Source organism: Curtobacterium sp. JUb34, assembly GCF_003755065.1.
Taxonomy (GTDB): Bacteria; Actinomycetota; Actinomycetes; order Actinomycetales; family Microbacteriaceae; genus Curtobacterium.
The window spans coordinates 1-18,881 of record NZ_RJVH01000006.1; the positions used below are offsets into that span (position 1 = coordinate 1).

Consider the following 18,881-nt stretch of genomic DNA (forward strand, 5'->3'; position numbering starts at 1 on the left):
AAATTGGCATTGACAATGTGCACGCTGTTGAGTTCTCAAGGACCAGACGCACTCCCCCGCTCGACACCCGAAGATGCTCCGCCAGAGAGGCTATGGAATCCGCTGCCCGGGGAAGAACCGTGGCGGACAAGATCTCCGGGTGAACCCAGGGACCGTCTCAGCCGTTCCGTTCTCCGCCGCCGTGGCAACGAGAGGTAACACTACACAGGCTCCGGGGGCCTCGCCAACCGTTGTCCCTCCCGGGCGTGTCGGCCCGGGAGGCCCCGTCGACGCGGGGTCTACTCGGCGGCGGCGAGCTGCCCGCAGGCCCCGTCGATCTCCTTGCCGCGGGTGTCGCGCAGGGTGGTCGGGATGCCCGCGGCGTTGAGTCGGCGGACGAACTCGTCCTGCACGTGCACCTCGGACGAGGTCCACACGGAGCCCGGCGTCGGGTTGAGCGGGATCGGGTTGACGTGCACCCAGCCCTTGCCGCGCTTGTTGAGCTTCTCGGCGAGCAGGTCGGCACGCCAGGCGTGGTCGTTCATGTCCTTGATGAGCGCGTACTCGATCGAGACACGGCGGCCCGTCTTGACGTAGTAGTTGTGCGCGGCGTCGATCGCCTCGTCGGCCTTCCAGCGCGAGTTCACCGGGATGAGCTCGTCGCGGAGTTCGTCGTCCGGGGCGTGCAGCGACAGCGCGAAGGTCACCGGGATGTCCTCCTCCGCCAGCTTGAGGATCGCGGGGACCAGCCCGACGGTCGAGATCGTGATGCCACGGGCGCTCATGCCGAGGCCGTTCGGCTGCGGCGCGACCATCAGTCGGACGGCGTCCATCACCCGCTTGTAGTTGGCGAGCGGCTCCCCCATGCCCATGAACACGATGTTCGTCACGCGCTCGGCGTCGACGCGGTCCTTGCCGCCCTTGCGGGGATCGCCACCGAGCTCCCCCGCGGCGATGGCCGCGTTGGCCCGGACGATCTGCTCGATGATCTCGGCGGTCGACATGTTGCGGGTCAGACCCGCCTGACCGGTGGCGCAGAACGGGCAGTTCATGCCGCAGCCGGCCTGCGACGAGACGCACAGCGTGATGCGACCCGGGTAGCGCATGAGCACCGACTCGACCAGGGCGCCGTCGTGCAGCTTCCACAGGAACTTGATGGTGTCGCCGTTGTCCGTCGCCAAGCGTCGGGTCTCGGTCAGCAGGGGCGGCAGCATCCCGGCGACGAGCTGCTCGCGCTGGGCTGCTGGCAGGTCGGTCATCTTGTCCGGGTCGGACGTGTAGTGCGTGAAGTAGTGGGTCGCGAGCTGCTTCGCCCGGAAGCCCGGCAGGCCGAGTTCCTTGACGCGTGCCTCGCGCTCCGCTGCCGTCAGGTCGGCGAGGTGCACGGGCGGCTTGCCGCGCTTCGGCGACGCGAACTGCAGCAGCGGACGGCCGTCGGTGTCGGTCGCCTGCTTCCAGCCCTCGGTGCGCGGACGCACCTGCGGACGAGCAGACTGCTGCTGTTCGAACGGAGTGCGGGTCTCGGAAGCCATCGGACCAGGATACGGGAGGCCCGTGACACGTCGGTGCCGGACCCTCCGGTGGCCGGGGTGGTCACCGTCGACGGCCCCGCCTGCGTCGGGTCAGCTGCCGGCGGGCAGCAGGCGCGCGAAGTGGTGCGCGGCCGAGTACATCGGCACGATGTCGACGACCTCGCCCGGGTGCGGGGCCTGCAGCACGAGTCCCTGGCCGAGGTACAGCCCGACGTGGTCCTCGTCGTCGTACACGACCAGGTCGCCGGGCAGCGCTTCGGACTCGGGGATCGTCGTCGCGGCGGCGTCCTGCGTCGGCACGTAGTGGACGAGCGGGATGCCGACCGCGGCGTACGCGACCATCGTCAGGCCGGAACAGTCGATGCCCTCGTGGCTCGCGCCGCCCTCGACGTAGGGGTCTCCCATGTACTGCAGGGCGGTCTCGACGATCGTGGCGCGGTCTCCCCCGGCGGACAACGCAGCGGACAGGGCCGACTGCGCCTGGGCCGTCGTGACGCCGAAGCGCAGGTCGAGCGTCGGGTACGAGACGACGGTGGTCGTGGTGGTCATGCCGTCGGTGGTGACGACGGGGACCTTGACGTCGTGCGCCACGGTGAAGGTCTGCGCGGCCTGCGCTGTCGTCGTGCCCTGCTGCGTCTCCGCCGGGGTCGCCGCGTTCGCCGGCACGGCCAGCGTCAGGCTCGAGGTCACGGCGATCGCGGGTGCGAGCAGGATCGCGGCGCGCTTGGCGTTCGCGGCGCGGCGGATGTGCCGGGGGTCCACGGCGCGCTCGGCACGCAGCACGGCCGTCCGGCTCAGGACGGCGGCACCGGCGACCGAGGCGACGGGGCGCGACTGCATCCGGACGGTCCGGGTCGGCTTCGGGTGCTCGACGAACGTCGCTCGTGCGGCGGCGGGCCCGAGCGCCGAGCGCCGACCGCGGGGACGCAGCTGCTGCGGTTCCGGCGACGGCGATGCGGGTCCCACCGCGGTGCGCGGGGTCGCTCGCGAGGGCTGTCGGTCATCGGCTGCTGCAGGCAGGGCGTGGCGTCCCATGGGTCCTTCCGGGTCGGGACCGCTGGGCGATCCGCGAAGTAACGTATTGGTCACGGCCCGGATCGCGGCTGGGCAGTCCCGGAGTGTTCCTGCGGCTCGTCACAGGAACCGGCGGTCCTCGCAGGTCGCTCGGATGCGGTGGATCCGCGATCCAGGCGCCGTGGACCCGGCCTCAGACGGACGCGACCCGCATGACGGCGGCGATCCGGGCCTCCCGGTCGGACGACAGGCGATCGAGGCGAGCCGCCAGCGCCACGACGGACGCGTCGACCGGGGCCTCCCCCGAGATGTCCCCCGGTACCGGGACGCCGGCGCGGACGGCGAGCGGCAGGACGCCGGCCCAGACCGTGTGGTCCTCGCCGTCGTCCGGTGCCTCGCCGTTGCCCTGGAAGCGCACCTTCACGCTCGCGCGGTCGAGGGGCAGCTGCAGGACCTGGGTGGCGCGGACCTCCTTCGCGGTCATCTCGCGGACCTCGTCGCGGCGGCCGGGCATGAGGTGGTCGGCGACCTGCCAGAGCGCCTCGGTGCTGAGCTCGGGCGGCAGCCCCGTGCCCGCACTCGCGGCGCTCGACACCGAGGGGGTGGTGCTGCACGTCGGCGGGTTCTCGAAGACGCTCGACCCGCGGTTGCGCTGCGCCTACGTCGTGCTACCGGCTGCGGCGGCTCGTCCCGGTACCGCCCCTGATCGCTCCGCCGCGGTGCTGGCTGCCCGTCGCGCCCGCGGCGCGGTCGTCGCCGAACCGGTGCAGGTCGCGCTCGCGCACCTGCTCCGGACCGGCGCGCTCCGCCGGCACCTCGGCCGGGTCCGACGCGACTTCACGCACCGTCGCGCACGGATCGCGGCTCGGCTCGACGGCGTCGCCGGACTGGAGGCCCGTGCACTGACCGGTGGACTGCACGCGGTGGTCGTGTGGTCGGGTCCGGCGACCGGACGGGACGTCGCCGCGCGGATGGCGGACGACGGCGTGCTCGTCTCGACGCTCGAGGAGTACGGGATGGCGCCCGGCAGCACGCCGGCCGGGATCGTGTTGGGGTACGGGGCGGTGACGGTCCCGGAGCTGGACCGGGCGCTGGACGCGCTGGTCGCGGCGGTCGAGCGGGCCTGGACCGTTCGGTGGCGCTGGTGCGAGCGGACCGCCGGGTGCTCCCGATCAGCCGCCGTTCTGGGCGGTCGCCACCACGTTCGAACCGGCCTGCTGGCACGCGGTGTTCAGGGTGCGCCCGACGAGTTCCCACTCGGCGTTGTCCTCGAGCGCCGGCCCCGACGCAGGCGCCGGGTGGGCGTCCAGGTACTCGAGTGCGTAGTCGATGGCGTCGTCGAGCCGCTCGTCGCTGCTCGACAGGTGCTCGTAGCCGAAGCGCTCCGCGGCGATGAGCGCCTCGTACTGCGCATCGGACAGGACACCGCGGGAACGACCGTCCGAGGCGTTCAGTGCGATCGTCGACAGCGCGCTCAGCTGCCCGCAGACGGCCGCGGCGCTCCGGTCTTCCTCCATCGGGTCCACCGTAGGGGACGCCGGCGCGTTCACCGCTGCGTCCGCTGACCGAGCGCTCGACGAGGTCGGCGCCGGTGCCGACGAGGCGTCGGCCGAGCACGACGTCAGGGAGACGGACGCGAGCAGTGCACCGACGACCAGGGGCAGCGCGAGTCGGAGGGAAGTCATGCCCGCCATCGTGGCAGCGAAGTGGTCACGCTCGGGGCGTCGTGTCGCGATCGAGACCTCGTCGGTACCGGATCGTGAGCAAGCGGGCGAGCCGGTGGTCAGGGTCGCTGCAGGTGTGCGCGCACCTGTGCTTGCACGGCGGCGGCGTCGCGGTGGTCCCAGAGCGCGAAGTGCGTGCCGCCCGGCAGCGTGACCAGCTCCGCGCCGGGGATCGCTGCGGCGGCGCGGGTGCTGTCGTCCGGCCGGACCTCGGTGTCGGCGTCGCCGTGCACCAGGAGCGTGGGAGCCCGGACGGCACCGAGGTCGAGCGACCCCACGGCCGCGAGCTGGCGCACGTCGTTCTCCCAGCCGGTGCGTCGCGGCCCGGAGGCGTTGCCGGTGCGTGCGAGCCCGAGCAGGAACGCCCGCCGGTCGGGGTCAGCGAGGACGCCGGCGACGTGGTCGCGGAGGGCCCCGCCGCGCAGGGTGCTCACGCCGGCCACTGCAGCGCGTGCTGCTGCGGCCGGGGCGATGCGCGCTGCGGCCGATGCGAGACCGGCGCCGAACGCAGTGTCGGTCACGAGTCGTTCGGCCGGTCCCGCAGACCCGGGGACCCAGCGACCGGACACCCCGGAGGCGACGGCGAGCGCGCTGATCCGGTCCGGGTGGCGGACCGCCAGACGGTACGCGGCCGGAGCGCCACCGGACCACGCCAGCACGCCGGCCCGATCGATGCCGAGGCCGTCGAGGAGCGCGGCGAGCCGGTCGGCCTCGTCGTCGATCGAGGCGTGGTCGCTGTCGAACGGGGTGCCGAGGTACCCCGGCCGCGAGACCGTGACCACCCGGAAGTCCTCGGACGGCAGGAAGCCGGCCATCAGCTCGGCGACGTCGATGCCGCCGGGGCTGCCGTGCAGAACGAGCACGGGGACGCCGGTGCCGGAGCCTCGGGTCCCGACCTCGAAGCCGCGGGTGACCGCTCGGGCCGAAGGGGGCATGGCCCGACGATACTGCGGGCTCGGGTTCGTCGTCGGCGTGCGGGTCAGCGGCCCTCGGGGCGCGCGGAGCCGCGGGTGCTCACGAGGTCGGCGAGGGACGGCTCGGCCTCGTCGGTCGGTACGGCCCAACCACGGCGGGCGGCTTTGCGGACGAGACGGTAGGTGGTGACCTGGACGGGCTCCACCCCGTCGGCAGATTCGTAGTTCGTCATCGTGCTTCTCCCTGATTCGCGAGTGATTCGCTGCAGCCGAAAGTACCCGGACGAGGTACCCCCGGACGGGGGCCTGCGTTCCGTGGCCAATGGTCGGAGAACGCAGTGCGAGCACCCTGGAGTTGGCGGGATTGTTCGCATACAATGCAAACATGTTGATCACCGTCGACCCGACCGCTCGGGCCACGCTCGCCGAGCAGGTCGCGTCGCAGATCCGGTACGCGATCGCACGCGGCGAGCTCGCGAGCGGGGAGCGCCTGCCGTCGGCGCGCGACCTCGCCGCCGCGGTCGACGTCAACATGCACACGGTGCTGCGCGCCTACGCACAGCTGCAGGACGACGGACTGATCGAGCTGCGGCGGGGTCGCGGAGCCACCGTCCTGCGATCGGGCAACGCCTCGTTCGACCGGCTGAGCACGCTCGTCGACGAGCTGCGCGACCAGGCCGACACGCTCGGGGTCCCGCTCGACGACCTGTTCACGATGATCAAGGGGGCACGATGACGAACCGACCAGCGACGAACCGAACGCTGCGCACGACGACGCGCACGGCGGTGGTTGCGCCCGGGCTGCTGGTGTTGCTGGCCCTGGTGATCGCGGCGCTCGTCGCCGCGCCGAGCCTGCCGGACCGCATGGCCGTCCACTTCGGAGCCGACGGCACCGCGGACGGCTGGAGTTCGCCCTGGCCGGTGTTCTGGATCACGCTCGCGGTGGCCGCCGGCGCGGTGGCCCTGGCGTTCGCGGCGCTGCGGATGCCCGACCGTCGGACCGCCGCCACCCTGGTGCTCGTCGCCAACCTGTTCGCCGGCAGTCTGGGCACCGCCTGGATCGTGCTCGCCGCCACGAACACCGTCGGCGACGGGACGCTGTCCGGCTGGTGGACCGTCCCGTTCCTGGCCGTGAGCGCGGTCATCGCCACGGTGCCGGTCGTCGCACTCGTCCGGTCGGCCGCCCCGGTGCCCGCGCACGACGTCGAACCGCTGCGCGTCGGGTCGGACACGCGGGTGGCATGGCGCGCGCGCATCGGCAGTCGCTGGTTCGCGGCACTCGGGGCCGTGGTCGTCGGACTCGGCATCGGCACGGGGATCGCGATGGCGCCGGCCGGCGTCGGCACGGCCGTCGGGTTCGGAGCGGCGATGGTCGTCGCCGGGCTCGCCGTGCTGGTCCTCGCCCGGGTCGAGCTCACCGTGGACCGTCGCGGGATGCGGCTGACCTCCACCTGGACCCGCATCCCCCTCATGCGCGTCCCGCTCGAGCGGATCGAGTCCTGCGGGTGGGAGGACGTGTCGCCCGGACAATGGGGCGGGTGGGGCTACCGGTTCTCCGGCCGCGGGGTCGCCTACGTGGTGCGGTCCGGGCCGGGGCTCGTGGCACGGCTCCGCGGCGGGCAGGCGCGGATGGTGACGGTGCCGGACGCTGCGGGCGGGGCCGCGGCCCTGGGCGCACTGCTCGCCCAGCGCACGCCGGCCTGACGGGGCCGCGCCGGGCCTCCCGGTCGGGGTGGTGGTGCGTGCCGCGACGGCGACAGATCTCGTCGGCCGCGCGCCGTCACCGCCGCGGAAGCGACAGTGTGCCGTGAACCGTTCGCGGCACACTGTCGCTTTCGCGGAACGCCGGGCCTCCCGGTCGGGTCAGAGGCTCGTCATGCCGCCGTCGACGCGGAACTCGGCGCCCGTCGCGTAGGACGACTCCGCGCTGGCCAGGTAGACCATGATCCCGGTCACGTCGTCGGGGGTCCCGGGGCGGCCGAGCGGTGTGCGGGAGACGATCGCCGCGCGCGCCGAGGGATCGCCGGAGATCGTCCGGACGAGCCCGGTCTCGGTGTAGCCCGGCACGACGGTGTTCACCCGGATGCCGTCCCGCGCGTACGCCATCGCGGTCGCACGGACGAGCGCGTGGATGCCGCCCTTGGTCGACGAGTAGGCCGCGAAGTCGGCGCCCTCGCCGTTCAGCCCGGTGGGTGAGCCGGTCGCGATGATCGACCCGCCACCGCCGGCCGCGAGCATCGCCCGGACGGCGTGCTTCACCGTGAGGAACGTGCCCGTCAGGTTCACCGCCACCGTACGGTTCCAGGTCTCGAGCGACACGTCCGCGACCGCCGCGTCGTGGCCGAACAGCTGCACGCCGGCGTTCGCGACCACGACGTCGGGGGTCCACTCCTGCGCGGCGAGGGCGGCGAACCCGGCCGCGACGCTGCCCTCGTCGGCGATGTCCACGGTGAGTGGCAGTGCGCGCGGACCGGCTGCCGCTGCCGCGGCGTCCGCCGCTGTCGCGTCCCGGTCGGCGTAGACCACGCGCGCGCCCTCGGCGACGAACCGGTCCGCGATCGCGCGGCCGATGCCGGAGCCCGCCCCCGTGACGAGTGCGGTGCTGTGGTCGAGTCGTGCGGTCATGCGGGCGCTCCGTCCTGGGAGCGTCGTCGCTCCACGGACCCATCATTGCCCAACCGGTTGACCGGTGGTAGTCATGCTCCATGACCGTGACGTCGATGGGCACCGAGTCGTCGATCGGTGCGTGGCGGTTCACCCTGCGCGGTGCCGAGCTCGCCGACCTCGCGTACGACGGTGAACCCGTGCTGCGGGCGATCCGGTTCGTGACACGGGACCACGACTGGCGCACCGCCGACGACACCGTGCTCGCACGGACGCAGCCGTCTGGCACGGGCACCGGCGGACGCCTCCGCATCGAGGCCAGCAGCCGGTACGACGGCGCGGAGGTGCTCCGGTACGTCCTCGAGGTCACCGTCGACGGCCCGACCCTGCACGTCGACGCGGTCGCCACCACGACGACGCCCTTCCGCCGCAACCGCATCGGCCTGGTCGTGCTGCACCCGCCGACCCTCGCCGGTGTGCCGTTCACCGCCCGGCACCCGTCCGGCTCCGTCACCGAGTCCGCGTTCCCGACATGGATCGCGCCGCACCAGCCGGCCACCGACCTGTCGGGCCTGGACTGGTCGACGGGTCGGGTCGCGCTGACGCTCGACCTGGCCGGCGACGTGTTCGAGACGGAGGACCAGCGCAACTGGACCGACGCGTCGTTCAAGACCTACTCGACGCCACTGTCCGAGCCGTTCCCCGTCGCGCTCGACGCGGGTTCCGCGGTCCACCAGTCGCTCACGCTGCGCGCGACGACGGACGATCGACCGGGAGGCACGGCCTCCCCCGCCCCGGACCTCGCGTTCCTGGACGGGCCGGCTCCCACCACCGTGGTCGCCCCGCCGCCGACGCTCCAGCTGCTCGCCGCCTCGGCCCCGGCCGCTGCGCGCCCGACCGCGGTGCCGCTCGACGTGCCGGTCGTGGTGGAACCCGTGCTCGGCGACCCGAACGTCAGGGCCGTGCTGGCGTCAGCTCGACGCGATGCCGGCGGCGGGCCGCTCGACATCCGGTTCGTCACCGACGACCCGGACCTGCTCCGTGCCGCGATCGACGACGTGCTCGACTCGGGCACGATCGTGCGGATCGGCGCGTTCGACCCGACCACACACGTGACGACCCCGGCGTTGCAGCAGGCCCTGCGCGACGCCGCGGCTTCCGTGGGCGACCTCGAGTTCGTGGCGGGCACCCGCGCGCACTTCACGGAGCTGAACCGGACCGTCGACCTGTTCCGCGACTGGGACGGGCCCCTGACCTTCAGCGTGACGCCGCAGATGCACGACCGGTCGCCCGAACAGGTGACCGAGTCGATCCGGATGCAGCGCTGGGTGGTGAGCAGTGCCTCCCGGCTGGCCGCCGGCAGGGCGCTCCACGTCGGACCGGTGACGCTGCGACCACGGTTCAACGCGGTCGCGACATCCGCGCGCCCGTCGGTGACCGACGCGACGATCGAGGCGGGGTACGGGCCGCAGTTCGTGCCGGACGCGACCGATCCGGAGCAGCACTCCCCCGCGGCGCGGGCGTGGTTCGCGGCGTCCGTGGAGGCGCTGACGGTGCCGGGGGTCGCCTCGATCACCCTCGCCGAGGCCTGGGGACCCCGCGGCGGGCGGTGAGTGCCGCGGCGGCCGGTCAGTGCCGGCGGGCGGTGAGTGGTGGGTGCCGCGAAAGCGACAGATTCCCGCCGATGGTCGGTGGGAATCTGTCGCTTCGGCGGATCAGACGAACGTCAGCGGCGGACGGCGTCGATCTTGAGCATCTTGGCGATGACCGAGTCGAGCTCGCTGTCGTCGAAGACCTGCTTCCAGTCCTCCTTGATGAGCTTCTCGCGGCCGTAGCCCATCGCGATGTGGCACGCGTCGGAGAACGGGTTCGAACCACGGAGGCCGTTGGTCAGCGCGATCCAGGTGTGGCCGTAGAGCATGGCGCGGGCGGCCTCGCGGGGCACGCCGACACCGGTGACGGTCTCCTCGAGGGCGTCGTTGAGGAAGTCACCGATCATGCAGGCGATGGTCTCGACCAGGGTCGGCTCGAGGACGGCGAGCTGCTTCACGGTGACCCAGTGCACCTGGATGACGGGCGCGTACATGGTGGTGATGACGGCCTCGGCGATCGCCTTGGCACGCTCGTCCTGGTCGCCGAGCGACTCGGAAGCGTCGAAGGCCGCGATGACCTCCTGGGGGGCGGCGATGCCACCGAAGGTGTCGTCCCACTCGGCCTTGGTGGTGCGCTCGAGGAACACCGACGGGTGGCACGGGTGCGCGACGGCGTAGTGGATGTCCTCACGCTTGGCGAGCAGTCCGGCGTAGGCGGCGGCCGGGTCGAGCGTCAGGATCGTCGCGCCCGACTGCATGACGGGGACGAGCTGCTCCGAGATGCTGCCGAGCAGGACGTCCGGCACGGCGAGGATGACCACGTCGGCGACCTTGGCGGCGTCGAGGCTGTCGGTGAGCTCGCGGCCGAGGGCCTGGATGCGCTCCTGGCCCGCGGGCGAGGCCTCGCTGTAGAGCGTCGTGTACTCGCTCTTCGCGAAGTTGTTCGAGACGCGGGTGCCCATCTTGCCGCCGGCACCGATCACGGCGACGGTGACGTCGGCCGTACCGGATCCGGCAGCGACGGTGTGGGTGGTGGTGACGGTGTCGGTCATGATTCCTTGCTCCTGGTGTACTCGATGGTGTGTTCGGTCCACGCCGCCTCGATGCGGGTGGTGGTCTGTGCGGGCGTCTCACCCGGTCGCGGGTCGGCGCCGGCGTGCTCGTCCTGCCACGGCAGCCAGAACTCGATGACGCGGTTGATACCGCGGGCGTCGGGGTCGATCGCGGTGCGGACGGCGTCGTGGTCGACGACTCCGGTGCCGATCGGGACGCCGGTGTACTGGAAGCCGACCCACCCCGGCGACCGGGTGAAGCCGGAGTCCTTGACGTGCCAGTTGACGACGTGCGGTGCGGTCATCGCGACGACGTCGGCGGGGTGTTCGAGCCGTGCGACGGTGTTCGCCGGGTCCAGGCAGATGCCGAGCCGGTCGGAGCCGATCGCCTGCACCACCGCGACGAGGTCGGCGGTGGCGACGACCTCGTACGTCTCGAGGGCGAGCGTCACCCCGGCCGCCTCGTAGGCGGGGATCGCCTCGCGCAGGCGGTGTTCGGTCTCGACGGCGTCCGGCTGGTCGTCGCCGCTCGTCCACATCGACCGGACGAGCGTCGCGCCGAGCATCTGCGCGATGTGCAGGTACCGGGCGAGGTGCGCCGGGTCCGTGCCGCGGGTGCCGACCTCGAGCGTGAGCCCGAGGTCGTCTGCGAGCGTCCGGATCGCGGTCAGCCGGTCGTCCGACGCGGTGTCGAGCGGCAGGTGGTCGCAGATCTGGAACAGGTCGACACCGTCGTGGGTCGCGGCGTCACGCAGGGCGTCGTCGAGGGACATCGGCGCCTCGACACGGTCGGACATGCGCCAGAAGTAGGCGTAGGTGGAGAGGCCGAGCAGGGAGGTCATGCGCTCGCCCCCAGCAGTTCGGCTTCGTCGAGGATCGTGCGGATCGCCGCGGGGTCGTGGGCGAAGCGGCCGAGGAACAGGCCGCCGATGCGGCCGTCACCGCGCGTGAGCAGACCCGGTCCGGCGCTCCCGCCGTAGATGACGACCGAACCGGCGAGCTCCGGGCGGGTCGACAGGTGCTGCTCGATGCCCGCGAGCACCGCGACGATGTGCTCGTCGGGCGCGGGCTGCGGCGCACCGATCGCCCAGACCGGCTCGTAGGCGGCGATCACGGGGCCGGCGAGCCCGTCGGCGACGGCCGTGGCGACGAAGCGGTCCAGCTGCGCGGTGACCTCGGCGACGGCGGCGGACGGGTCGCCGTCGGCTGCACGGTCGGTCTCGCCGATGCAGATGAGGGGACGGAGGCCGTTGCGGAAGGCGGCGTGCACCTTGCCGGCGATGTCCTGGTCGGACTCGTGGAACAGGGAGCGGCGCTCGGCGTGCGCGATCTCGACCAGGTCGACCCCGATCTCGCGGAGTTCGCGGCCCGACACCTCACCGGTGAAGGCGCCCTCGTCGGCCCACGCCAGGTCCTGCGCGCCGAGGAGCACCGGCGTGCCCTCGAGCACGGCGTGCACCGGCACGAGCGACGGGAACGTCGGGATGACGAACAGCTCGACCGCGCCGGACTGCACCGCCGGGTGGGTCCGGGCGATGTCGGCCACGGCGGCCGCCCACTCGAGCGTCCGGGCGTGCCCGAAGTACATCTTGAGCGACACCCCGATCGTGATCGGGGCGGCCGCCGTGGTCGCCGGCATCAGGCGTCGGTCCCGACCGGGGCCGAGCCGTCGTAAGCACAGATCGCCGCGACCTTCGATGCGCTGGCACTCGAAGCGTCGAACGTGTAGCCGAGCCACTCCTTCGCCATCCGGCGTGCGACCTCGACGCCGACGACCCGCTGGCCCATGCAGAGGACCTGGGCGTCGTTCGACAGGACCGAGCGCTCCACGCTGAACGAGTCGTGCGCCGTGACCGCCCGGATGCCGGGGACCTTGTTCGCCGCGATCGCCACCCCGAGTCCGGTGCCGCAGATCAGGATCGCCCGGTCGGCCTCGCCGTTCGCGACCAGGCGTGCGGCGTCGACCGCGACGTGCGGGTACGCGGTGTGGCCGTCCGCGTCGACGCCGACGTCGACCACGGAGACGACGCGCGGATCGGCCTGCAGGTCCTGCTTGATGATCTCCTTGTAGTCGAACCCGGCGTCGTCCGAGCCGACGACGATGCGGAACTGCTGGTCACTCATGCGGGTGCCTTTCGTGGTGGTGTGGGTCAGGCGGGGACGGAGACGGTCGACAGGACCGCCGCGGTGATCAGGGCGAACGAGATCGCGCCGGCGTCGGGGGTGCCGACGGCGTCCTCGCCGTGGGTGCGAGCGCGACCCATCTTGGGCAGCAGGTCGGCGGTGGCGTCGGCAGCGGCCGTCGCGGCGGCGGACGCGGCCGACCAGGCGCTGACCAGGTCGTCGCCGGCCGCGACGCGGTCGGTGACGACCTGGTCGAACGGGACGATCGCGTCGACCATGGTCTTGTCGCCGGGGACGGCACCGAAGGCGAGGACCGCTTCGACGGCCGCGTGCACGGCCTGTGCGACGGTGGCGGCTGACGGGCGCTGGTCGTCGCCGAAGACGCGACCCAGTGCCTCCAGGGCGGCTCCCCAGATCGCACCGGACGTGCCACCGGCCTTGTCGGACCAGGCGTCTCCGGCGATCGCCAGGACGCTGCCGGCACCGGCGCCGCGCGCGGCGGCGTCCTGTGCGGCACGGTCCGCCGCGGTCGAGCCGCGCTGCATGCCGATGCCGTGGTCGCCGTCACCGGCGACGGCGTCGATGCGGCCGAGCTCGTCGGCGTGGTCGTCGATGGTGACGCGGATGGCCGTGATCGCCGCGGCGACCCGGGCGGCGGACGCCTGCGACGCCTCGGTACCGGGCGTGATCGGTGCCTGCTCGTCCGCGGCGAGGGTCTCGGGTGCGACCTGCTCCTGCGGGACGGCGCCGCCCTTGCGGTACGCGGGACTGTCGGCGGGCGCTGCCCAGAGGTGCTCGAGTTCGTCGTCGAGCCAGAAGAGCGTCAGCGAGACGCCGGCCATGTCGAAGCTCGTGACGAGTTCGCCGACCTCGGGTTCGACGACCACGACGCCGGCCGCGGTCAGCTTCCGCTGCACGGCGTTGAAGACGACGAAGAGCTCCTCGTACTTGACGCTGCCGAGGCCGTTCAGGATCGGGACGACGCGCTGGCCTGCGTGGGCGTCCACGGTCTCCGGCAGCTCGGTCAGGAGCTTGTCGACGAGCAGGTCGGCCAGACCGTCGGCAGTGGGGACGTCGGCCTCGGCGATGCCGCGTTCCCCGTGGATGCCCATGCCGATGGCCATGCGCCCCTCGGGGACGGTGAAGAGCGGCTCGTCGGCGCCGGGCAGCGAGCATCCGGAGAACGCGACACCGAAGCTGCGGGTGCGGTCGTTGGCGCGGGTGGCGATCGCGGTGACCGTGTCGAGGTCGTCCCCGCGTTCGGCTGCGGCGCCGGCGACCTTGAAGACGCACAGGTCACCGGCGATCCCGCGGCGCTTGTGCGCTTCGGAGCTCGGGGCGCTCGCGACGTCGTCGGTCACGCGCACCGTGCGGACCTCGATCCCGCTGTCGGCCAGTGCCCGCGCCGCGGCGTCGAAGTTCAGCACGTCGCCCGCGTAGTTGCCGTAGCTCAGCAGCACACCGCCGCCGTGCTCGGAGGCCTTCGCGACCGCCGTGACCTGCTGGGCACTCGGGCTGGCGAACAGGTTGCCCATCGCGGCACCGGCGGCCAGACCGTGCCCGACGAGTCCGCCGAACGCCGGGTAGTGGCCGGAGCCGCCACCGACGACGAGCGCGACAGTCCCCTCGGGGCTGGTGGTCGAGCGGGCGACGCCCCCGTGCACCTTGCGGACCCGGGACTGGTTCGCCGCCACGAAGCCGTCGACCATCTCGTCGGCGAAGTCGGCGGGGTCGTTGAACAGGCGGGTCATGCGTGGCTCTCCTGGGTCGTGGTCGTGGTGGCCTGCGCCGCAGCGTCGGCGTCACGCTGCTCGTTCCGCTTCGTGTTCCGGCCGAGCACGAACATCAGCACGCTCGACAGCACCATGAAGAAGCCGACGATGAACATCGGCACCTGGTAGCCGCCGGTCCACCCACTGACCACACCCGTGATGTACGGGGCAGCGAAGCCACCGAGGTTGCCGATCGTGTTGATCAGGGCGACCCCCGCGGCTGCGGCGGCTCCGGTCAGGAACTGCGTCGGCACGGTCCAGAAGTTCGGCAGCGCGGCGAAGATCGCGCAGGCGGTGACCGCGATGACGGCGATCGTGGCGGCCGGGCTGTTCATGTACAGCGCGACCGGGATGCTCAGGCCACCGACGAGCGCGGGGACGGCGATGTGCCAGACCCGGACGCCGCGGCGGAAGGCGTCACGCGACCAGAAGTACAGGACGACCGCGGCGGGGACGTACGGGATCGCCGTGATCATGCCCTTCTGGAACAGGTCGAACGTGGTGCCGAACTGCTCCTGGAAGCCGTCGATGATCGTCGGCAGGAAGAAGCTCAGCGCGTACAGGCCGTAGATGAAGCCGAAGTACACCGCCGCGAGCATCCAGACGCGGCCGGAACCGAACGCGGCACGGAGACCGCCCTTGGCGTGACCGTCTCCCCCGCGCTTCTCCTTGTTCTCCTTCGCCAGGGCACCTTCGAGCCACAGCTTCTCGTCCTCGTCGAGCCACTTCGCCTGCGACGGCTTGTCCTTGAGGACGAAGAGGCACAGGATGCCGACGATGATCGCCGGGATCGAGACGCAGAGGAACATGAAGCGCCAGCCGGCGAGTCCGCCGAGCAGCCCCTCGTGGGTCATCAGCCAGCCGGCGAGCGGGGAGCCGATGACGCTGGTGAGCGGCTGCGCCAGGTAGAACAGCGCGAGCATCTTGCCGCGGTGGCGCGCGGGCACCCAGGTCGACAGGAACAGGATCGCGCCGGGGAAGAAGCCCGCCTCGGCGATGCCGAGCAGGAAGCGCAGCCCGACGAGCTGCGGGTAGTTCTGCACCCACGTGAAGAGCAGCGAGACGATGCCCCACGTGATCATGATGCGGGCGAGCCAGATGCGCGCGCCGAACTTGTGGAGCGCCAGGTTCGAGGGCACCTCGAGCACGAGGTAGCCGATGAAGAACACGCCGGAGGCGAACCCGAACTGGGCGGCGGTCAGACCGAGGTCCGCCTCCATGCCGTTCGGGGCCGCGAAGGAGATCGCGGTGCGGTCGAGGAAGTTGATGAAGAACATCAGTGCCACGAACGGCACGATGCGGATCGCGATCTTGCGGATGGCCGTCTTCTCGACGACCGAGGTGGGGATGCCTCGCGTGGCGGGGATGTCCACGATGACTCCTGCTCGGTGGGGGTGGTACGACTCCGACCCGTGCTGCTGCGCCCGGGTGGAGCGGGCGCATCGGTGCGCCTGGTCCAGTGTGCGGACTCCAGTTCGACTTGTCAACCGGTTGACCAAAGCGCGCAGGCCCAACCGGTTGACCGAACGGTACGCTCACTGCATGCCCGCGTTCAGCCCGGACGATCCCCTCAACATCCGACTCGAACTCGAGTCCGTGCCCGCGGGATCGCCCGCCTCCGAGGTCGCTCGACAGCTCGTGTCCCTGCTGACCGCGGGTGAACTGGCACCGGGCTCGCGGCTGCCGTCCGAGCGGATCCTGGCCGAACGGCTCGGCGTCGGTCGCTCCGCCGTGCGCGAGGCGCTGGCCGCCCTCGAGATCCTGGGCATCGTGCAGATCCGCCCCGGCTCGGGCACGTACCTGCAGGGCGGCACCTCGGACCTGCTGCCGACGACGCTGTCGTGGGGGCTCATGCTCGCCTCGAACCGCACCCGCGAGCTGCTGGAGGTCCGGTCGTCGCTCGAGCGCACGGTCGCGATCCTCGCCGCGCAGCGAGCCACGCCCGAGCAGGTCGCCGAGCTCGGCGAGTACCTCGTCCGACAAGAGGCCACCCTCGACGACCCGGAGGCCTTCATCGACGCCGACGTCCGGTTCCACGTCCTGCTCGCCCGAGCCGCGGGGAACGACGTGCTCGGTGATCTGCTGCAGAGCCTGCGGTCGATGCTGAGCGTGTGGGTCGGTCGCCGCGTCCAGACCCGACAGGCCACCGAGGCGGCCTACGAGGAACACCGCGCGATCTACGAGGCACTGCGGGCCGGCGACGTGCCCGCCGTGCAGCGGGCGATGGACGAGCACATGGCCACGGCGAGCGCCCGCATCGAGAACGCGGAGCCCGTCCCGCCCGTCGAGTAGCGGTGGGGGGCGGCGGGCGCGCGGGCGCGTGCGCTTCGTGAGCAGAAATGGTCGGGTCCGTGACGGCGACCCGACATCTTCTGCTCACGATCGGGCGGCCGGGAGGCGCGGTGCGGGTCCGCCTCGCACGGTGCGACGTTGCCGGGGCGGCAACAGGGCTTGGGTCGGGTCCGGCAGGTGCGCTGGAGTGGGCGGATGCATGCACACGAGACCACCGCCGCCGCCGGCTCCCCCACCGCTTCGGCTCGCGAGTGGTGGGAGCAGCGGTACGCGGAGCGCGACGGGATCTGGTCGGGTCGGGTGAACGCGGTGCTGGCCGACGTCGCCGCAGAGCTGCCACCGGCGCCGGGCGACCGTGCGCGCCGTGCGCTCGACCTCGGCTGCGGTGAGGGCGGCGACGTCGTGTGGCTCGCCGAGCAGGGGTGGGACGCCCTCGGGATCGACCTGTCGGTGACGGCGATCGAGCGTGGCTCGCGGGCGTCGGTCTCCGCCGGGGTCGAGGACCAGACGGCGTTCGTCGCAGCGGACCTCGCCACGTGGGCGACGGCTGCGCGCTTCGACCTGGTGACGGCGTCGTTCCTGCAGTCGTGGCCCGTGGAGATCCCGCGCGCGGCGATCCTGCGACGGGCCGCCGGGTTCGTCGCGGTCGGCGGGCACCTGCTCGTCACGGCGCACGCTGCACCACCGCACGACGACCTGCCCTCCGAACTGCGGGAGTACCGGTTCCCGGCGCCCGACGAGGACCTGACGGCGATGCAGCTCGACGATGCGTGGGAGGTCGTCGCCGCCGAGCTCCGGCCGCGCACGGCGAGCACACCCGACGGCGAGCCGCACCAGGTCGTCGACAGCGTGGTGCTGGTCCGCCGTTCGCGCGGGTAGCGTCGGAGCGGTGAGCACCGACGACGTCCTGCGCACCATCGAGCTGGGCACGGTCGAGGTCGCCCTCGAACGCGACGGCGCCGGGACCCCCGCGACCTCGTCGCCGCACCCGTACCTGCACCCGGTGCGGACCCTCGGCCGTACCGTCCTCACTGCCCACCACCCGGCCGACCACGACTGGCACTGCGGTGTCGGGGTCGCGATCCCGGACGTCGACGGCGTCAACTGTTGGGGCGGTCCGACCTACGTGCGCGGCGAGGGCTACGTCTGGCGCGACGACCACGGCCGGGCCGACGTGCTGCGTGCCGAGCATCTTCCGGCTCCGCGCGGCGGCGGTACGGTCCAGGAGCTCGCCTGGCGCGGCCCCGACCACACGGTCGTCCTGCACGAAGACCGGACCCTCGCCTGGCGTGTCGTCGACTCCGGGTGGGAACTGACCTGGTCGTCCTCGTTCCGGGCTCCAGGCAACGACATCGTGCACCTCGGCAGCCCCGGCAGCAACGGTCGGGTCGGTGCTGGCTACGGCGGGTTCTCCTGGCGGTTCGCCGAGTGCACCGACGTGGTCGTCCGGACCGCTGACGCGCAGGGCGAGGAAGCGGTGCACGGCTCGATCGCCCCGTGGGTCGAGTGGTCTGCGGTGTTCGAGGGTGCCCCGGCGACGGTCCGGCTCGAAGCACTCGACCACCGCGATCCCTGGTTCGTCCGGGTCGCGGAGTACCCGGCCATCGGCTCGGCCCTCGCCTGGCGTGAACCGGCGCTCGTGCGCCCGGGCGTCCCCTTCGTGCGCTCCTTCCGCGCGACGATCACCGACGGTGCCGTCCTGCCCGGCAATACGCTGGACCGATGACCACCGCAGACTGGGAAGCCCGCGTCGCCGCACTCTGGGCCGACGAGACCATCGACGACCAGCAGCGCATCGAGCGGATGCGCGAGCTCGCCGCGGCTGCACCGCACCCGGCCCTCGGTGCCTTCGAGCTCGGCGGCGCGAACGACTCCGGCGGCCACGAGGCCGAGGCCGACGTCCACTACGCAGCGGCCACGGCCGCGGGACTCGCGGACGTCGATCCGCCCCGTGCCGCGCAGATGGTCGTCCAGCACGCCTCGACGCTGCGGAACCTCGACCGCGTCGACGAGGCCATCGCGATGCTCCGCGACGCCCCGGAACACCCGTCCACCGGTGCCGCGCCGAAAGTGTTCCTCGCGCTCGCCCTGCACAGTGCGGGCCGTCACGACGAAGCACTCCGGGTCGCGATCGAGGCCGTCGAGCCGACGCTCCCCCGCTACAACCGGTCCGTCCGCGCCTACGCCGCTGCCCTCACCGACGCCTGACGGTTCCCGCCCCGACCCGCCGGCGCTCGGTGTCGGGTCACCACGACGCGCTCGTGCCGTTCGCGACCCGACGG

The 18,881-nt window shown here is 72.4% G+C and carries 21 protein-coding genes; 7 read left to right on the forward strand and 14 right to left on the reverse strand.

Translation table 11 applies throughout. From position 1 onward, the window contains the following. Positions 1 to 278 precede the first annotated feature (278 nt). From rlmN to EDF63_RS18825, 7 genes are all read right to left on the reverse strand, one after another. Positions 279 to 1,511 (reverse strand): 23S rRNA (adenine(2503)-C(2))-methyltransferase RlmN, encoded by a 1,233-nt coding sequence (rlmN, locus tag EDF63_RS18115; protein WP_123314398.1) that lies wholly within the window; start codon positions 1,509 to 1,511, stop codon positions 279 to 281. 90 nt (positions 1,512 to 1,601) lie between these two features. Then, positions 1,602 to 2,546 carry a C40 family peptidase gene (locus EDF63_RS18120; RefSeq protein WP_123314399.1) on the reverse strand — a complete coding sequence of 315 codons (945 nt, stop codon included), beginning with the start codon at positions 2,544 to 2,546 and terminating at the stop codon, positions 1,602 to 1,604. A gap of 172 nt (positions 2,547 to 2,718) precedes the next feature. Beyond that, complete coding sequence (locus EDF63_RS18125) at positions 2,719 to 3,120, reverse strand: hypothetical protein (RefSeq protein ID WP_185021521.1); 402 nt, start codon at positions 3,118 to 3,120, stop codon at positions 2,719 to 2,721. Between the two features lie 73 nt (positions 3,121 to 3,193). Continuing rightward, positions 3,194 to 3,445, reverse strand: coding sequence for a hypothetical protein (locus EDF63_RS18130; protein ID WP_123314400.1), 252 nt, complete (start codon positions 3,443 to 3,445; stop codon positions 3,194 to 3,196). Between the two features lie 252 nt (positions 3,446 to 3,697). After that, positions 3,698 to 4,210 (reverse strand): hypothetical protein, encoded by a 513-nt coding sequence (locus EDF63_RS18135; protein WP_148061838.1) that lies wholly within the window; start codon positions 4,208 to 4,210, stop codon positions 3,698 to 3,700. A gap of 98 nt (positions 4,211 to 4,308) precedes the next feature. Next, positions 4,309 to 5,184 (reverse strand): alpha/beta fold hydrolase, encoded by an 876-nt coding sequence (locus EDF63_RS18140; RefSeq protein ID WP_123314402.1) that lies wholly within the window; start codon positions 5,182 to 5,184, stop codon positions 4,309 to 4,311. 44 nt (positions 5,185 to 5,228) lie between these two features. Further along, positions 5,229 to 5,396: a hypothetical protein gene (locus EDF63_RS18825; RefSeq protein WP_185021522.1), complete on the reverse strand. Its 168-nt coding sequence runs from the start codon at positions 5,394 to 5,396 to the stop codon at positions 5,229 to 5,231. 152 nt (positions 5,397 to 5,548) lie between these two features. Here EDF63_RS18825 and EDF63_RS18145 point away from each other — a divergent pair, with 152 nt between their 5' ends. Together EDF63_RS18145 and EDF63_RS18150 are read left to right on the forward strand one after the other, a co-directional pair. Next, on the forward strand, positions 5,549 to 5,899 hold the full coding sequence (locus EDF63_RS18145) for a GntR family transcriptional regulator (protein WP_123314403.1): 351 nt from the start codon (positions 5,549 to 5,551) through the stop codon (positions 5,897 to 5,899). Next, positions 5,896 to 6,867, forward strand: coding sequence for a DUF1648 domain-containing protein (locus EDF63_RS18150; RefSeq protein WP_185021523.1), 972 nt, complete (start codon positions 5,896 to 5,898; stop codon positions 6,865 to 6,867). The genes EDF63_RS18145 and EDF63_RS18150 overlap by 4 nt, the downstream gene beginning before the upstream one ends. A gap of 159 nt (positions 6,868 to 7,026) precedes the next feature. Here EDF63_RS18150 and EDF63_RS18155 read toward each other — a convergent pair whose 3' ends face one another. Continuing rightward, positions 7,027 to 7,788, reverse strand: a complete 762-nt coding sequence (locus EDF63_RS18155; RefSeq protein WP_123314404.1) for an SDR family NAD(P)-dependent oxidoreductase — start codon at positions 7,786 to 7,788, stop codon at positions 7,027 to 7,029. 80 nt (positions 7,789 to 7,868) lie between these two features. On the opposite strand from EDF63_RS18155, the gene EDF63_RS18160 reads away from it, so the two are divergent. Then, a complete protein-coding gene (locus EDF63_RS18160; RefSeq protein ID WP_123314405.1) occupies positions 7,869 to 9,380 on the forward strand; it encodes a hypothetical protein in 1,512 nt (503 codons plus the stop codon). Between the two features lie 113 nt (positions 9,381 to 9,493). On the opposite strand, the gene EDF63_RS18165 is transcribed toward EDF63_RS18160, so the two are convergent. From EDF63_RS18165 to EDF63_RS18190, 6 genes are read right to left on the reverse strand one after another with little or no spacing between them, the layout of a single operon-like run. Next, positions 9,494 to 10,411 (reverse strand): phosphogluconate dehydrogenase C-terminal domain-containing protein, encoded by a 918-nt coding sequence (locus EDF63_RS18165; RefSeq protein WP_123314406.1) that lies wholly within the window; start codon positions 10,409 to 10,411, stop codon positions 9,494 to 9,496. Then, positions 10,408 to 11,253 carry a sugar phosphate isomerase/epimerase gene (locus EDF63_RS18170; RefSeq protein ID WP_123314407.1) on the reverse strand — a complete coding sequence of 282 codons (846 nt, stop codon included), beginning with the start codon at positions 11,251 to 11,253 and terminating at the stop codon, positions 10,408 to 10,410. Before EDF63_RS18170 ends, EDF63_RS18165 begins: the two co-directional genes overlap by 4 nt. Then, a complete protein-coding gene (locus EDF63_RS18175) occupies positions 11,250 to 12,050 on the reverse strand; it encodes a triose-phosphate isomerase family protein (RefSeq protein ID WP_123314408.1) in 801 nt (266 codons plus the stop codon). Before EDF63_RS18175 ends, EDF63_RS18170 begins: the two co-directional genes overlap by 4 nt. Continuing rightward, entirely contained in the window at positions 12,050 to 12,535 is a 486-nt protein-coding gene (locus tag EDF63_RS18180; RefSeq protein WP_111086530.1) for a ribose-5-phosphate isomerase, read from the reverse strand. The genes EDF63_RS18175 and EDF63_RS18180 overlap by 1 nt, the downstream gene beginning before the upstream one ends. A gap of 26 nt (positions 12,536 to 12,561) precedes the next feature. Continuing rightward, positions 12,562 to 14,286 carry a dihydroxyacetone kinase family protein gene (locus EDF63_RS18185; RefSeq protein ID WP_123314409.1) on the reverse strand — a complete coding sequence of 575 codons (1,725 nt, stop codon included), beginning with the start codon at positions 14,284 to 14,286 and terminating at the stop codon, positions 12,562 to 12,564. Continuing rightward, on the reverse strand, positions 14,283 to 15,680 hold the full coding sequence (locus EDF63_RS18190) for an MFS transporter (RefSeq protein ID WP_123314410.1): 1,398 nt from the start codon (positions 15,678 to 15,680) through the stop codon (positions 14,283 to 14,285). Before EDF63_RS18190 ends, EDF63_RS18185 begins: the two co-directional genes overlap by 4 nt. A 169-nt stretch (positions 15,681 to 15,849) precedes the next feature. Here EDF63_RS18190 and EDF63_RS18195 point away from each other — a divergent pair, with 169 nt between their 5' ends. The 4 genes from EDF63_RS18195 (at position 15,850) to EDF63_RS18210 (ending at position 18,807) form a co-directional block, all read left to right on the forward strand. Then, the gene (locus EDF63_RS18195; RefSeq protein WP_123314411.1) at positions 15,850 to 16,599 is read left to right on the forward strand and encodes a FadR/GntR family transcriptional regulator; all 750 of its coding nucleotides are present in this window, start codon (positions 15,850 to 15,852) and stop codon (positions 16,597 to 16,599) included. 195 nt (positions 16,600 to 16,794) lie between these two features. Next, a complete protein-coding gene (locus tag EDF63_RS18200; RefSeq protein ID WP_123314412.1) occupies positions 16,795 to 17,478 on the forward strand; it encodes a bifunctional 2-polyprenyl-6-hydroxyphenol methylase/3-demethylubiquinol 3-O-methyltransferase UbiG in 684 nt (227 codons plus the stop codon). 10 nt (positions 17,479 to 17,488) lie between these two features. Then, complete coding sequence (locus EDF63_RS18205; RefSeq protein ID WP_185021524.1) at positions 17,489 to 18,325, forward strand: DUF6807 family protein; 837 nt, start codon at positions 17,489 to 17,491, stop codon at positions 18,323 to 18,325. Then, a complete protein-coding gene (locus EDF63_RS18210) occupies positions 18,322 to 18,807 on the forward strand; it encodes a tetratricopeptide repeat protein (protein WP_123314414.1) in 486 nt (161 codons plus the stop codon). The genes EDF63_RS18205 and EDF63_RS18210 overlap by 4 nt, the downstream gene beginning before the upstream one ends. Positions 18,808 to 18,881 lie beyond the last annotated feature (74 nt).

Excerpts from the sequence above, each read along its gene's own strand:
- EDF63_RS18165 (WP_123314406.1), bottom strand. The coding sequence starts at position 10,411 with ATGACCGACACCGTCACCACCACCCACACCGTCGCTGCCGGATCCGGT.
- EDF63_RS18140 (WP_123314402.1), bottom strand. The coding sequence starts at position 5,184 with ATGCCCCCTTCGGCCCGAGCGGTCACCCGCGGCTTCGAGGTCGGGACC.
- EDF63_RS18135 (WP_148061838.1), bottom strand. The coding sequence starts at position 4,210 with ATGACTTCCCTCCGACTCGCGCTGCCCCTGGTCGTCGGTGCACTGCTC.
- EDF63_RS18155 (WP_123314404.1), bottom strand. The coding sequence starts at position 7,788 with ATGACCGCACGACTCGACCACAGCACCGCACTCGTCACGGGGGCGGGC.
- EDF63_RS18175 (WP_123314408.1), bottom strand. The coding sequence starts at position 12,050 with ATGCCGGCGACCACGGCGGCCGCCCCGATCACGATCGGGGTGTCGCTC.
- EDF63_RS18170 (WP_123314407.1), bottom strand. The coding sequence starts at position 11,253 with ATGACCTCCCTGCTCGGCCTCTCCACCTACGCCTACTTCTGGCGCATG.
- EDF63_RS18825 (WP_185021522.1), bottom strand. The coding sequence starts at position 5,396 with ATGACGAACTACGAATCTGCCGACGGGGTGGAGCCCGTCCAGGTCACC.
- EDF63_RS18195 (WP_123314411.1), top strand. The coding sequence starts at position 15,850 with ATGCCCGCGTTCAGCCCGGACGATCCCCTCAACATCCGACTCGAACTC.
- EDF63_RS18210 (WP_123314414.1), top strand. The coding sequence starts at position 18,322 with ATGACCACCGCAGACTGGGAAGCCCGCGTCGCCGCACTCTGGGCCGAC.
- EDF63_RS18180 (WP_111086530.1), bottom strand. The coding sequence starts at position 12,535 with ATGAGTGACCAGCAGTTCCGCATCGTCGTCGGCTCGGACGACGCCGGG.
- EDF63_RS18120 (WP_123314399.1), bottom strand. The coding sequence starts at position 2,546 with ATGGGACGCCACGCCCTGCCTGCAGCAGCCGATGACCGACAGCCCTCG.
- rlmN (WP_123314398.1), bottom strand. The coding sequence starts at position 1,511 with ATGGCTTCCGAGACCCGCACTCCGTTCGAACAGCAGCAGTCTGCTCGT.
- EDF63_RS18145 (WP_123314403.1), top strand. The coding sequence starts at position 5,549 with ATGTTGATCACCGTCGACCCGACCGCTCGGGCCACGCTCGCCGAGCAG.
- EDF63_RS18150 (WP_185021523.1), top strand. The coding sequence starts at position 5,896 with ATGACGAACCGACCAGCGACGAACCGAACGCTGCGCACGACGACGCGC.
- EDF63_RS18185 (WP_123314409.1), bottom strand. The coding sequence starts at position 14,286 with ATGACCCGCCTGTTCAACGACCCCGCCGACTTCGCCGACGAGATGGTC.
- EDF63_RS18200 (WP_123314412.1), top strand. The coding sequence starts at position 16,795 with ATGCATGCACACGAGACCACCGCCGCCGCCGGCTCCCCCACCGCTTCG.
- EDF63_RS18160 (WP_123314405.1), top strand. The coding sequence starts at position 7,869 with ATGACCGTGACGTCGATGGGCACCGAGTCGTCGATCGGTGCGTGGCGG.